This is a genomic window from Pandoraea apista (assembly GCF_001465595.2).
Taxonomy (GTDB): Bacteria; Pseudomonadota; Gammaproteobacteria; order Burkholderiales; family Burkholderiaceae; genus Pandoraea; species Pandoraea apista.
Genome location: NZ_CP013481.2, coordinates 2,220,758 through 2,233,438, shown reverse-complemented (window position 1 = coordinate 2,233,438; position 12,681 = coordinate 2,220,758). Strand labels below are relative to the sequence as shown.

Sequence of the window (12,681 nt, the reverse complement as noted above, 5' to 3'; positions counted from 1 at the left end):
TGCCGTCACCTCCGCCGTCACTTTTAAAGCATCGAACTTCGCATGACGACATCCCGCCCCACATCGCCCCTGCTCGGCGGCCTCGCCCCCGAGGCCTTCATGAAGCGCTATTGGCACAAGCGCCCGCTGCTCATCCGGCAGGCGATCCCCGGCTTCACCGCGCCCCTCTCGCGCGACGCGCTATTCGCTCTTGCCGCACAGGACGACGTCGAGTCTCGACTTGTCAGCCACGCGCGAAAGCGCTGGCAACTCGAGCATGGCCCGTTCGATGCCGACGATCTGCCGCCGCTGACGCGCAAGCAGTGGACGCTGCTCGTGCAAGGCGTGAATCTGCACGCGCCGGCCGTCGACGCGCTCATGCAACAGTTTCGCTTCATTCCCGACGCGCGTCTCGACGACGTGATGATCAGCTACGCCACCGACGGCGGCGGTGTCGGCCCGCACCTCGACTCTTACGACGTATTTCTACTGCAAGCGCATGGCAAGCGGCGCTGGCGCATCGGGCCACAACGTGACACGACGTGGCTTGAGGATGTACCACTTCGCATCCTGAAGCATTTCGAAGCGGAAGAGGAATGGGTACTCGAGCCGGGCGACATGCTGTACCTGCCCCCAGGCTATGCGCACGACGGCGTGGCCGAGGGCGAGTGCATGACGTACTCGATCGGTTTTCGCGCACCGCTCGAGCAAGAGATGTTGCAGAACTTCCTGTACTACCTTGCGGAGAACGCCCCGGAATTGTCGTTTGCACGCCATTTCGCTGGCCGATACGCCGATCCGTCGCAACCTGCCGTCAAACACCCGGCCGCCTTGCCCGACGCCATGATCGACACGCTCGTCTCGCAACTGGAGAAGGTGCGCTGGGGACAGAAAGAGGTAGAGGATTTCCTTGGTCGCTGGCTGAGTGAACCGAAGTCTCATGTGTTTTTCGACCCGCCGGAAACGCCGCTTTCGGAGGCACGCTTCGTGCGCGAAGCCGCATTGCGTGGTCTGACGCTCTCGCCAAAGACGCAATTGTTGTATCGACGCAACCGATACTACGTCAACGGCGAGCCGCTTGAAGTGCCCGCCGGTGCGCGATCGACGTTACGACGCATTGCCGACCAGCGTAAGCTGAATGCTGAGGAATGTACGAATTTCGAGCAAAATAGCCAAGAAATCGTCGAAATTCTGTACGATTGGTATGCTTCGGGATGGCTGCAACTCGAACCAGACTCGAAGACCGTGCGAAAGTTGCGCGCCGTAAGGAAAAAAGCGGGGTAAATGCGCGAGATTGACGTGACGCGTTGGGGAAAACCCAATATAATTTCTCGCCAAGCAGCTTGCATGACCAAGGGTAATCCTCAATTGCCAAAGTCTCGCAATCGGCTTTGCGCTGGCAAGAGCGTATTACCGTAACTAATATTCATTCGCTTGTCTTCTACCATAAAAGGACGTGATCATGAAGAAGTCTCTCCTCGTCGCTTCGTTGTTGGCTGCCATGGCTCTGACCGCCTGCGGCAAGAAGGAAGAAGCCGCTGCTCCGGCCGCTGACGCTGCCGCTTCGGCTGCTGCGGCTGCTTCGGACGCTGCTTCGGCTGCTGGCGCTGCTGCTGACTCGGCTGCTTCGGCTGCCGGTGCTGCTGCTGACACGGCCGCTTCGGCTGCTGGCGCTGCTGCTGACGCCGTTGCTTCGGCTGCTGACGCTGCTGCAAGCAAGTAAGCTCTCGCTGCCGCAAGGCAGTTGAGCAAAAAAAGCCGGTCTTTCGACCGGCTTTTTTGTTGTCCCCGCGTTTCACACACTTCGCATTCGCTCCAGGCACGTCGCCCTTTCAGACGGCGCCCTGCGCAAAACGCTCGCAGCACTAGCACGTCAGCCAGTCAAAGCCCCCTGACTGCGTTGCCACGAGGATCTCCGTAGCCTCAGTACCGATGACTGCGGACATCGCCGCCATGGCCAGTTCGGGCGTATTGTTCTGCTCGCTTAAATGCGCACAAATCACACGCTGCAACTTCGTCCTGTCGATCGCGCCAAGTATCTCAGCCGCCGCCTCGTTGGCCAGATGACCATATGTGCCGCCAATGCGCGCCTTGAGTGAGGGCGGATACTTGCTGTTGGCCAGCATTTCACGGTCGTGATTGCATTCGAGCACCAGAGCGTCACAACCGCCCAGTGTGGCGATCAGATGGGCCGTCGGGGACCCGGCATCCGTGAGTACCCCCAGACGGCGTGCGCCGTCGGAGAATACAAACTGGAGCGGCTCGCGGGCGTCGTGAGGCACCGTGTAGGGATGCAGCTCGATTCCGCCCACGGCCAGCCGCTCGTCGGAACGACACCAGCGCACGAGTGCGTCGTCTTCGCCCGTCTTGAGCGTCGCGTGGACTTTGACAGCCTGCCCCGTTCCCCAGCTCATGATGAGGGGAATCCGGTACTTGCGCGTGAGGGAAAGGGCACTGCCGATGTGATCGGCATGCTCATGCGTAATGACGATGGCGTCGAGTGACGCCACGTCGATCGAGCGAGCCGCCAGGCGTCGCTCAACCTCTCGCATCGAGAAACCGCAATCGAGGAGAATGCGTGTCGTGGAGGCGCCTTCCGACGCCTCCACCAGCAGGGCATTGCCTTCGCTGCCGCTGCCTAAACTAGCGAACCGCACACCCCGCCTTAACGGAGCTGGTTGCTGATCACACCGATGATCGTCTGCGCGATCTGCGAATTATCGACGTTACCCTTGTCGTCGAGCACCTGCACGCGCGTCTGGCTGTCGCCACGACCCTGCACGTTCACGCTGTACTTCTTGGCCTTCTTGCTGTCCTGCACTTCCTTCGCATGGAACAGGCTGTAGAAGAAGCCATTATCCTTGGCGAGCGTTGCCGGATCGACATAGCTCACGAAGTACAGCCCCTTCGCACGATCGCGATCGTCCACGGTGAAGTTACCGCGATCGAGCGCAACGCCAACACGACGCCACGCGCGATCGAACGGCTCGTTGATGTCAAGATAAGCAGCGTCTGCCGTCTTCACGACCTGACTCGTCGGCACACCCGACTTGGCATTCTCGACCTGCGCCTGCGCCTGTTCGGTTTGCGCACCGAAACGCTGCATCAGCTTGGTCAGGAAGATTGCCTCCAGGCCCGGATCGTTCGGCGCCGGCTCCCACTTGGTCGTGTCCTTCTGCGAGTTCGTGAACACTTCCACCATACGGCGGTGCGTAATGTAGACGTCCGTGCCGCCGTTCGGATCACGCTCCACGCGGGTGCGGAAACGATCGCGTTCGCCGGTCGAATACAGGCCATCAAGCACCTTGCCAAGCAGATCGCGGATGATGTCCTGATTCAGCTTTGCGCGGTTCTCGGCCCAGTCGGTTTCCATCACGCCCGTGTCCGGCGAATCGATCGTCAGTACGAAGCCGTTCTCTTGCCAGAATTCACGCAGCGTCGGCCACAGATCGCCCGGGGCCTTCTGAATCACGAGCCAGCGCTCGTTGCCGTCGCGCACGACCTTCATGCCCGGCACCGCCGGCAGCACGGTATCCGTCGGATTCGTCGCCACGACCTTCTGCTGCGTCTCGTAAGTCGACAGCGTGGCGGTACCGGCCGGAGAAACGTACTTACGGTCGGTGGCCTGAACGTTCGTCAGATCCGGCGGAACGTCGAGCGAGGGGCCGGTCTTCGAGCTTTTGTAGTCCACCTTATCCGAGGACAAGGCGCTCGAGAGGGAGCTGCATCCGGCGACGAGGGCCAACGAGGCAATAGCGGCCCATGCCAGCACGGGACGAGCTACGGAATTACTGACGATTCGTTTCATGAGTCGCAAAAAAAGGGTGGGCAATCGAACCCGGGTGCTTGAACGACAGCTTAGACAACGGCGATGTTCGCCGACTTGAGGGCACCCAGCACCGTGTCCTGATACGCCTGCGCAAGCGGCGTGAGCGGCAGGCGGATGCCCGACGCGATCATGCCCATCTGTTGCAGCGCCCATTTCACGGGGATCGGATTGGCTTCGACGAACATGGCACGGTGCAGTTCGAACAACTGGAATTGCAGTTCCCGTGCCTTGGCCACATTGCCGGCCAGCGCAGCGACGCACAACTCGTGCATCGCACGCGGTGCCACGTTGGCAGTGACCGAGATATTACCCTGACCGCCCATGAGCATGAGCGCCACAGCCGTCAGGTCGTCGCCGCTGTACACGGCGAAGCTCTTCGGGGCACGCCGGATCAGGTCGATGCCACGATCCAGATTGCCCGTGGCGTCTTTCACGCCAACGATGCCAGGCACTTGCGCCAGACGCAGCAACGTATCGTTGCTGGCGTCTGCCACGGTACGGCCAGGCACATTATAGAGGATGACCGGCAGCTCAACGGCTTCGGCAATGGCGCGGAAGTGCTGGTACTGACCTTCCTGCGTAGGCTTGTTGTAGTACGGCACGACCTGCAGCGACGCGTCGGCGCCCACCTGCTTCGCATGCTTCGTCAGCTCAATGGCTTCCGCCGTCGAATTGCCGCCCGTGCCTGCGATCACCGGCACCTTGCGGCCACGCGACTTGCCGGCTTCGGCCGCTTGCTGCACGGCGATCTCGATGAGTTCGCAATGCTCCTCGACGTTCACCGTCGGCGATTCGCCCGAGGTACCGACGATCACAATGCCGTCGGTGCCTTCGTCGACATGCCAGTTGATGAGGTTACGCAGTGCTTCACGGTCAAGGCTGCCGTCTTCTGCCATCGGCGTGACAATCGCGACGATACTGCCTTGAATCGGAGTTTGGGTAGTCATGGTTGATCGAACAATTCAGCGATAAGGGTGGATTGTAGCGGATTACGTGCCCGCCTCGTACAGCGCGGCAGTGCCGGGGTTTTCCCCGGGGGCGGCACGCGTAGCGCACAAGCGCTGCACACACGCCGCACGCGGTGACGGCAACGTGACGTCCTCGTATGCCGTGACACGCAGATTCGCTGCACGCGCCGCGTCGAACAATTCACCGGGAGCCAGCAGAAACAGCGGATTGGACGGCTTTCCGTATCTTTCGTTTCCCTGCGCAAAGGTCTCATAAATCAGTACGCCGCCCGGTCCCACGCTCTCGGCAATGCGCGAAAGCAGCGGCCGGTGCAGGTAGTTCGTGACCACCACGGCATCGAATGTCGCGCGTTCGGCCAACGGCCACGGCGCCTCCTCGAGATCGGCCTTCAGTGTCGTGACGTTCGCCAGCATTGACATCGTGGCAAGCGCCGCCTCATCGCGATCGATGGCCGTAACCTGTGCCCCGCGAGCGGCAAGCCAGCGCGCGTGGCGCCCGTGGCCGCACGCCAGATCCAGCACGCGCGCGCCGGGCGCAATGAGATGCGCCCAACGCACCAGCCACGGCGACGGTGCGCCAACGCCGTGCAACATGCCGGGAACGGCAGAATGCGTCATGAATATTGCAGCCCCATGGCTTCGCGCACGTCGCGCATGACTTCCTGCGCGGATTTTCGAGCCTTCTCACAACCGTCGGCCACGATGGCGCGCAACAGCGACGGATCGTCCATGTACTTTTGCGCACGTTCGAGCATCGGCTGCTGCTCGCGCAGAATGCCCTCGATCACCGGCTGCTTGTACTCGAGACAACCGATGCCGGCACTGCGGCAGCCCTTCTGCACCCACTCGCGCGTATCGTCGTCGCTATAGACCTGATGCAACTGCCACACCGGGCACTTCTCCGGATCGCCCGGATCGGTGCGACGCACACGCGCCGGATCGGTGGGCATTGTGCGCACTTTCCTGGTGATCGATTCGGCGTCTTCGCGCAAACCGATGGTGTTGTTATAGGACTTCGACATCTTCTGGCCGTCGAGCCCCGGCATGCGCGACGCCGGCGTAAGCAGTGCCTGCGGCTCGACCAGAATCAGCTTGCGCGCGCCTTCGAGATAACCGAAGAGCCGCTCGCGGTCGCCCAACGACAACGATTGCGACTCGGAGAGCATTGCACGGGCCTGCTCCAGCGCTTCGTCGTCACCCTGCTCCTGATAAGCCGTACGCAGCTCCAGATACAGCTTCGAGCGCTTGCCGCCCAGCTTGCGCGCCGCCGCCAGCGCCTTCTCTTCGAAGCCGGCTTCACGGCCGTAAAGATAGTTGAAGCGCCGCGCAATTTCACGCGTCATTTCCACATGAGGCACCTGATCCTCACCCACCGGCACATGCAACGCGCGATAGAGCAAAATGTCGGCCGCCATCAGCACCGGATACCCCAGGAAGCCATACGTCGAGAGGTCCTTTTCCTTGAGCTTCTCGATCTGCTCCTTGTACGTGGGCACGCGTTCCAGCCAGCCCAGCGGCGTGCTCATGCCAATGAGCAACGCCAGTTCGGCGTGCTCAGGCACCTTGCTCTGGATGAAGAGCGTGGCCTGATTCGGATCTATCCCGGCGGCCAGCCAATCGACCAGCACGTCCCATACGTTCTGCTCGATGACTTCCGGCGTTTCGTAGTGCGTCGTGAGCGCATGCCAGTCGACCACGCAGAAGTAGCACGGGTACTCCGACTGAAGCTGAATCCAGTTTTTGAGCACACCGTGATAGTGGCCGAGATGCAGGCGACCTGTCGGGCGCATGCCGGAAAAAACGCGTTCGGGGTACATGGTGTTGTTATGTTCTGCAAAAACTTCAGGAAACCAGCGACAGCAGCGGCGTGAGCATCCAGACGATGACGTCTCGCCCCCATTGAATGAGCGGCCACAGCCACACACGGCCGAGCACGCCGCTCACCACCAGCGCCATCACGATGAAAAAGCCGAAAGGTTCCACGCGCGAGAGCGCGTAGGCTGCGCGCGCCGGCAGCAGCGACACAAGCACGCGCCCACCGTCGAGCGGCGGCACCGGAAACAGGTTGAACATGCACATCACAAGGTTCACCAGCAGCCCGGCCTGCGCCATCATCATGAAGAATGGCTCGTGTACGCCGACCACTTGCAGGCCGAGGCCGAACACGGCCCAGAGAATGGCCTGAATGAAGTTGCAGAGCGGCCCCGCAAGCGCCACCCAGATTGTGTCGACGCGCGGATTGCGCAGGCTGCCGAACGCGACCGGCACCGGCTTCGCGTAACCGAACAGGAATGCCCCGCTCGTCATGAAGTAAAGCGCGAGCGGCACGAGTACCGTGCCGATCGGATCGATATGCTTGAGGGGATTGAGCGTTACGCGCCCCATCAGAAAGGCGGTGGGGTCGCCGAAATATTTCGCGACGTAGCCGTGCGCGGCCTCGTGCAAGGTGATCGCAAAGAGGACAGGGAGCGCGTAGACCGCAATGGTCTGGATCAGGTCTGCATTCATAGCCGACTATTGTAACAAGCAGACCGGTGCGCAAGTATTACCGCGCATTGCAAAGCGGGGGGGGGCTTGTCCCCTCACGATAGCCCGAAGGGTGCCAGTGAGCCGCGCCCCCTGCGCAACACCTCGGGCGGCGTGACCGTCAGATCGAGCACCGTCGACGGTTCTTTCGGGCAGGCGCCGCCATCGATCACCAGATCCAGTTGCTTTTCCAGTCGCTCGCGGATCTCCTCAGGGTCGTTCAGCGGCTCGGTTTCGCCCGGCAGAATCAGCGTGGTGGCAAGCAGCGGCTGACCCAGTTCCTCAAGCAACGCGAGCGTAATGGCATGCTCCGGCACCCGCAGGCCAATGGTCTTTCGCGAAGGATGAGAGAGGCGGCGCGGCACTTCCTTCGTTGCCTCGAGAATGAACACATAGGGCCCCGGCGTAGTCGCCTTGATCAGGCGGTATTGCCGGTTGTCCACGATCGCGAACTCCGCCAGTTCCGACAGATCGCGCACCAGCAGCGACAGTAATTGCTTCTCGTCGAGGCCGCGAATACGGCGCAGACGATCGACGGCCAGCTTGTCGTCGATATGACAGGCAATCGCGTAGCTCGAATCGGTCGGCAACGCGACGATGCCGCCCTTGTCGATGATCTGGGCGGCCTGTTTGATGAGTCGTGACTGAGGATTTTCCGGATGAATCTGGAAGAATTGCGACATAGCGTCCGAAGGTTACTGCCAGCGGCTCCAGACCGGGGTGAGATCGTCGGGCAGCGCAGGCAGCTTACCGAGCAGCGCACGGCTCTCGGTCGGTCCATGGAAATCCGAGCCGCGCGACGCCAGAAAACCGTACTGACGCGCGACCTCGGCGTACTCGCGATACTGCTCCGGCGTGTGGCTGCCGGTAATCACTTCGATCGCTTCGCCGCCCAATTCGCGGAACTGATCGAACAGTACCCCGAATTCCAGCGGCGAAAATTTGTAGCGGCCCGGATGCGCCACAACGGCAATGCCGCCCGCGCCGCGAATCCATTTCACGGAATTCTCGAGCGTCGCCCAGCGATGCGGGACATACCCAGGGCGCCCTTCCGCGAGATATTTCGAGAACACGTCCGAGACCGACGCGCATTTGCCGATCTCCACCAGATAGCGGGCGAAGTGCGTGCGCGAAATCAGGTCAGGATTGCCAACGTAGCGCAGTGCCCCTTCGTAGGCCCCCGGAATACCCGCCGCCGCCAGTTGTTCGCTCATCTGCTCGGCTCGCGCCGCCCGCCCGCCGCGCGTTGCCGCGAGGCCGTCGATCAGCGTGGGATTGTCGGGGTCGATGTTCAGCCCCACGATATGCACGGTGCGATTGGCCCAGGTGATGGAAATCTCCACACCGCTCACATACCGCATGCCCAGCGCCTCGGCCGCCGCACGCGCTTCGCGCTGGCCACCGATCTCGTCGTGATCCGTCAGCGCCCAAAGGTCGACACCGGCCTCGAAAGCGACCTGCGCCACTTCAGACGGGCTAAGCGTACCGTCCGACACCTTGGAATGACAATGAAGATCCGCGTTGAGCATGATGAGCCGCCAGGCTGTGACACGTCTGACCCGCCACAGGCCGGCACATGACGTTGTAATGACGGCTTCATTCTACCGCTCAAGTGCACGCGACGCGAGTTGCCTGCATGCCGGAGCCGGCCTACTCCCGGCAGAAGTCGTCGATCAGCCGCGCCACGGCTTCCGGTTGATCGTGATGCAGCATGTGGCCCGCGTCAGCCACGAAGGCCTCCGTCAAATTCGGAAAGACCTCGAAACGCTCACGGAACGCCTCTTTGCCCTGCGCCCCGACGAAGTGCTGCAACACCTCCGAATCCGTCGCCTCGACATGCAACACGGGTGCGCTGACATTGCCCCACACGGCCATTGCCTCGTCGAGCCGGTAAGGGTACGGATTGGCAATCTTGTGAGCCGCATCCGCAAGCAAGTGCCATTGCCCGTCGCGTGTCTGACGCGCCCATCGCTGAGCCAGCCACGCCGCCCGTTCGGGGAGGAGTCGCGGATTCGTCTTGCGCAAGCGCGCGGCCACGTCGTCCAGCGAGGCGTACGGACGCAGCGTCGGCGCACTCTGCAAGTCGTCGAGCCACCGCCCGAGTTGACGGATCGCCGCGATCGGCTGAGACGGCGGCAGACCGAAGCCCTCCAGATTGACAAGCCGCCGAACGCGCGCCGGTCGCACACCGGCATACAGGCAGGCAACGTTCCCGCCCATGCTGTGACCGATCAGGTTGATGGCTTCGCCGGGCTCGGTGTAGACGTCGAGCAACGCCTCAAGATCGGCTAGATAGTCGGGAAACCAGTAACTGCCGCAGCGGCCATCGGCCACCGGCCAGTCCGTGAGGCCGAAACCGCGCCAGTCGGGCGCAAGCAGATGCCAGCGCTGTGCGAGCGTTTGCGCCACAAACTGGAATGACGCCGACACGTCCATCCACCCGTGCAACAAGAACAGCTTCGGCGCACCGGGCGCGCCCCACTGCCGGACATGATGGCGCAGGCCACGCACAGTCAGAAACTCGGATCGCGAATCGGTCATGACACTGGCAGATAGTGAATATCGAAACGATTGAGGAATGCCGAGTATATCGGCATCAAAATTGGCCCATCGGCCGCACGGCTACTCACCCGCCTGAAGGGCCGCGAGTTCGTCGTCGTCGAAGCCCGCCGCCCGGCGCGCCTCCAGATTGAACGGCCCTCGCAAGCGCGGTGCACCGTATTGGGCCGCCAGCCGGGCGTATGTCTCGACAGGATCGCACCCGGCACGCTCGCAGCCCCAGCGAAACCAACGGTTGCCGATGGCGACATGCCCGATTTCGTCGCGCAGGATGATGTCGAGAATGGCGGCACCGGCGGCGTCGCCTGCGCCGGCCAGCTTCGCCTTGATCGGCGGGCTGGCATCCAGTCCGCGGGCTTCCAGTGTGCGCGGCACCAGCGCGAGGCGCGCCAGCCAGTCGCCGGACGTCCTGCGCGCCATTTCCCATAAGCCGTCGTGTGCCGGGAAGCAGCCATAGGCGTAGGCATCTCCCAGGGTTTTCAGATGCGCCGCGAGCAAAGCGAAGTGGTATGCCTCCTCCGCCGCGACCTGCAACCAGTCGTCGTAATACGTGGTGGGCAGGCCGTCGAAACGCCACAGGGCGTCAAGCGCGAGATTGATCGCATTGAACTCGATGTGAGCGAGCGCGTGCAGGAGTGCCGCTCGCCCTTCCACCGACGTAACGGCACGGTGTTTCAACTCGCGCGGGGAGACCAACCGGGGCAATGCGGGACGCCCGGGAATACGGGCGTCGTGCGCCGCTGCATCGCTGGGAACGTCCGTCATGCCGGGCGAACCAGCCTCGTCGATCGCTTCAGCCCCTTCAGCTGCTTCAGCCGCCGAAAAGCGGCGCGCCGGATACCAGTGCGCCGCCCCTTCACGCACTGCATCGCGAAGCGCAGTGACCCCTGCCGCCTTCTCATACGGATCGCACAGCCTCAGGAGTGCGAGTGCGCGCGTCCGGGCGCAACCGGGCACAACGCAAGCGTCGTCAGCCCGGGAGCGTTCGGTGGAATTGCCAGATATGGCGTTGCGGGCGGCTTCGCCGCCGGGCACGGGAGTGAAATCGGCCATGACGTTACAATAGCTATTTCGTCGATTTTAACCGCGAACCGAAGCCGCCATGCCGATCTATAAACTTGGAGACAAGACCCCGCAGATCCACGAGAGTGCTTTCGTGGCCGACACTGCCACCATCATTGGAGAGGTGATCCTCGCCGAGAACAGCAGCGTTTGGCCGGGGGTGGCGATTCGCGGCGATAACGAGCCGATCAAGGTCGGGGTGGGCACCAATGTCCAGGAAGGCGCCGTCCTGCATGCCGACCCGGGCTATCCGCTCACGCTGGCAAATGGGGTGAGCGTCGGCCATCAGGCCATGCTGCACGGCTGCACGGTCGGAGAAAACTCGCTGATCGGCATTCAGGCGGTACTGCTCAATGGCGCGGTCATCGGCCGCGACAGTCTGGTGGGTGCAGGTGCGCTGGTCACCGAACGCAAGACGTTCCCCGACCGCTCCCTGATCCTGGGTGTGCCGGCCAAGGTCGTGCGCGAATTGACAGACGAGGAAGTCGCCAACCTCAAACGTAACGCGGACGTCTACGCGACGCGCCGTCAGGTCTTCAAGGAACAACTGGTGCGCATCGGCTAAGCGAATCACCGGCGGCGGCGCGCGTTGGCATTCTGCGGCGCGCAAGCCCCCGCTGCCGGCGTGTTGAAAATGCGGTGCGCGCCCCCAGATAACGCAATATTGACGCGCCAATCATCGGCTTTTGTGCGAAATCGGCCTCGTTCGTGCGGTTTTCATTTCCTGCACCGAAGCCCGCCACACTGACCGCCGTTGCCGCATTTTTCAGGAATTCAACCGTGTCCGATCAACTTCAGAAATTCATGTTCGACGCCGCCCCGGTGCGCGGCGAATACGTCAGCCTCGACGCCACCTGGCGCGCGGTGCTCGAGCGTCACGACTACCCGCTGCCGGTACGCCATCTGCTCGGCGAAATGATGGCCGCTGCGGCGCTGCTTACGGCCAACGTCAAGTTCGACGGCGCCCTGATCCTGCAATTGCACGGCGACGGCCCCGTCACCATGATCGTGGTCGAATGCAACGCCGACCTGACGATGCGCGCGACGGCGAAGTACAGCGGCGAGATTCCCGAGAATGCAACGCTCAAGTCGCTCGTTAACGTCAATGGCCGCGCGCACTTCGCCATTACCCTCGACCCGCGCGTCAAGCAACCGGGACAGCAGCCCTATCAGGGCATCGTGCCGCTGTCCGACGAGCACGGCCCGTTGCCCGATATGGCGTCGGTGCTCGAGCACTACATGCACCATTCGGAGCAGCTCGACACACGCCTGTGGCTGGCGTCGGACGAGAACCATGCGGTCGGCATCCTGTTGCAGAAGCTGCCGGGTCACGGCGGCACGGCAGGTGCCGGTGCGGAGCGCGCGCCCGAGCTTGACGAAGACACGTGGAATCGCGTCTGCCAACTGGGCAACACGCTCAAGCGCGACGAAATGCTGAGTACCGACCGTGAAACGCTGCTGCATCGCCTGTTCTGGGAAGAGACGGTGCGCGTGTTCGAGCCGCAGGTCGTGGCCTTCCGCTGCACATGCTCGCGGGAGCGGGTCGCCAATATGTTGCGCACACTCGGCGAAGCCGAAGTCATGAGCGTATTCGACGAACGCCCTAACGTTGAGGTGGCGTGCGAGTTCTGTCGCCAGACCTATCACTTCGACAAGGTGGATGCTGCACAGCTTTTCGCCGAGCAGTCGCACGCGGCGCCGTCTGCACAGCATTAAAGACACGGAGATTCACGGGGTATGGAACGACCGGCACGACCG

General features: G+C 62.5%; 14 protein-coding genes. 4 read left to right on the top strand and 10 right to left on the bottom strand.

What is annotated here, in order from left to right:
* Positions 1–42 precede the first annotated feature (42 nt).
* Both AT395_RS10370 and AT395_RS10365 read left to right on the top strand, forming a co-directional pair.
* Positions 43–1,263 carry a ribosomal protein uL16 3-hydroxylase gene (locus tag AT395_RS10370; RefSeq protein ID WP_048629213.1) on the top strand — a complete coding sequence of 407 codons (1,221 nt, stop codon included), beginning with the start codon at positions 43–45 and terminating at the stop codon, positions 1,261–1,263.
* 178 nt (positions 1,264–1,441) lie between these two features.
* Positions 1,442–1,702 (top strand): hypothetical protein, encoded by a 261-nt coding sequence (locus tag AT395_RS10365; protein WP_042115455.1) that lies wholly within the window; start codon positions 1,442–1,444, stop codon positions 1,700–1,702.
* A gap of 142 nt (positions 1,703–1,844) precedes the next feature.
* Here AT395_RS10365 and AT395_RS10360 read toward each other — a convergent pair whose 3' ends face one another.
* The 10 genes from AT395_RS10360 to AT395_RS10315 all read right to left on the bottom strand — a co-directional run bounded on the left by AT395_RS10360 (position 1,845) and on the right by AT395_RS10315 (position 10,914).
* Complete coding sequence (locus tag AT395_RS10360) at positions 1,845–2,636, bottom strand: MBL fold metallo-hydrolase (protein ID WP_042115454.1); 792 nt, start codon at positions 2,634–2,636, stop codon at positions 1,845–1,847.
* Positions 2,637–2,644: 8 nt separating this feature from the next.
* Positions 2,645–3,787 carry an outer membrane protein assembly factor BamC gene (bamC, locus tag AT395_RS10355; RefSeq protein WP_042115453.1) on the bottom strand — a complete coding sequence of 381 codons (1,143 nt, stop codon included), beginning with the start codon at positions 3,785–3,787 and terminating at the stop codon, positions 2,645–2,647.
* A 50-nt stretch (positions 3,788–3,837) separates the two neighbouring features.
* Positions 3,838–4,755 carry a 4-hydroxy-tetrahydrodipicolinate synthase gene (dapA, locus tag AT395_RS10350; protein ID WP_042115452.1) on the bottom strand — a complete coding sequence of 306 codons (918 nt, stop codon included), beginning with the start codon at positions 4,753–4,755 and terminating at the stop codon, positions 3,838–3,840.
* A gap of 42 nt (positions 4,756–4,797) precedes the next feature.
* Positions 4,798–5,394, bottom strand: a complete 597-nt coding sequence (locus AT395_RS10345; RefSeq protein WP_048629212.1) for a class I SAM-dependent methyltransferase — start codon at positions 5,392–5,394, stop codon at positions 4,798–4,800.
* Positions 5,391–6,593 carry a tryptophan--tRNA ligase gene (locus AT395_RS10340; protein WP_048629211.1) on the bottom strand — a complete coding sequence of 401 codons (1,203 nt, stop codon included), beginning with the start codon at positions 6,591–6,593 and terminating at the stop codon, positions 5,391–5,393. Before AT395_RS10340 ends, AT395_RS10345 begins: the two co-directional genes overlap by 4 nt.
* Positions 6,594–6,618: 25 nt before the next feature.
* A complete protein-coding gene (locus AT395_RS10335; protein ID WP_042115449.1) occupies positions 6,619–7,284 on the bottom strand; it encodes a site-2 protease family protein in 666 nt (221 codons plus the stop codon).
* A gap of 74 nt (positions 7,285–7,358) precedes the next feature.
* Positions 7,359–7,985: an L-threonylcarbamoyladenylate synthase gene (locus tag AT395_RS10330; protein ID WP_042115448.1), complete on the bottom strand. Its 627-nt coding sequence runs from the start codon at positions 7,983–7,985 to the stop codon at positions 7,359–7,361.
* A gap of 12 nt (positions 7,986–7,997) precedes the next feature.
* Positions 7,998–8,831, bottom strand: a complete 834-nt coding sequence (locus tag AT395_RS10325; protein WP_048629210.1) for a 3',5'-nucleoside bisphosphate phosphatase — start codon at positions 8,829–8,831, stop codon at positions 7,998–8,000.
* A gap of 121 nt (positions 8,832–8,952) precedes the next feature.
* Positions 8,953–9,843, bottom strand: coding sequence for an alpha/beta fold hydrolase (locus AT395_RS10320; protein ID WP_048629209.1), 891 nt, complete (start codon positions 9,841–9,843; stop codon positions 8,953–8,955).
* 81 nt (positions 9,844–9,924) lie between these two features.
* A complete protein-coding gene (locus tag AT395_RS10315) occupies positions 9,925–10,914 on the bottom strand; it encodes a ferritin-like domain-containing protein (RefSeq protein WP_082164804.1) in 990 nt (329 codons plus the stop codon).
* Positions 10,915–10,963: 49 nt separating this feature from the next.
* Between AT395_RS10315 and AT395_RS10310 the strand changes: the two genes are divergently transcribed.
* Together AT395_RS10310 and hslO are read left to right on the top strand one after the other, a co-directional pair.
* A complete protein-coding gene (locus tag AT395_RS10310) occupies positions 10,964–11,488 on the top strand; it encodes a gamma carbonic anhydrase family protein (RefSeq protein ID WP_039373653.1) in 525 nt (174 codons plus the stop codon).
* A 215-nt stretch (positions 11,489–11,703) separates the two neighbouring features.
* Entirely contained in the window at positions 11,704–12,639 is a 936-nt protein-coding gene (hslO, locus tag AT395_RS10305; RefSeq protein ID WP_042115445.1) for an Hsp33 family molecular chaperone HslO, read from the top strand.
* Positions 12,640–12,681: the final 42 nt, after the last annotated feature.

Excerpts from the sequence above, each read along its gene's own strand:
- AT395_RS10370 (WP_048629213.1), top strand. The coding sequence starts at position 43 with ATGACGACATCCCGCCCCACATCGCCCCTGCTCGGCGGCCTCGCCCCC.
- AT395_RS10365 (WP_042115455.1), top strand. The coding sequence starts at position 1,442 with ATGAAGAAGTCTCTCCTCGTCGCTTCGTTGTTGGCTGCCATGGCTCTG.
- bamC (WP_042115453.1), bottom strand. The coding sequence starts at position 3,787 with ATGAAACGAATCGTCAGTAATTCCGTAGCTCGTCCCGTGCTGGCATGG.
- dapA (WP_042115452.1), bottom strand. The coding sequence starts at position 4,755 with ATGACTACCCAAACTCCGATTCAAGGCAGTATCGTCGCGATTGTCACG.
- AT395_RS10345 (WP_048629212.1), bottom strand. The coding sequence starts at position 5,394 with ATGACGCATTCTGCCGTTCCCGGCATGTTGCACGGCGTTGGCGCACCG.
- AT395_RS10340 (WP_048629211.1), bottom strand. The coding sequence starts at position 6,593 with ATGTACCCCGAACGCGTTTTTTCCGGCATGCGCCCGACAGGTCGCCTG.
- AT395_RS10335 (WP_042115449.1), bottom strand. The coding sequence starts at position 7,284 with ATGAATGCAGACCTGATCCAGACCATTGCGGTCTACGCGCTCCCTGTC.
- AT395_RS10330 (WP_042115448.1), bottom strand. The coding sequence starts at position 7,985 with ATGTCGCAATTCTTCCAGATTCATCCGGAAAATCCTCAGTCACGACTC.
- AT395_RS10325 (WP_048629210.1), bottom strand. The coding sequence starts at position 8,831 with ATGCTCAACGCGGATCTTCATTGTCATTCCAAGGTGTCGGACGGTACG.
- AT395_RS10320 (WP_048629209.1), bottom strand. The coding sequence starts at position 9,843 with ATGACCGATTCGCGATCCGAGTTTCTGACTGTGCGTGGCCTGCGCCAT.
- AT395_RS10315 (WP_082164804.1), bottom strand. The coding sequence starts at position 10,914 with ATGGCCGATTTCACTCCCGTGCCCGGCGGCGAAGCCGCCCGCAACGCC.
- AT395_RS10310 (WP_039373653.1), top strand. The coding sequence starts at position 10,964 with ATGCCGATCTATAAACTTGGAGACAAGACCCCGCAGATCCACGAGAGT.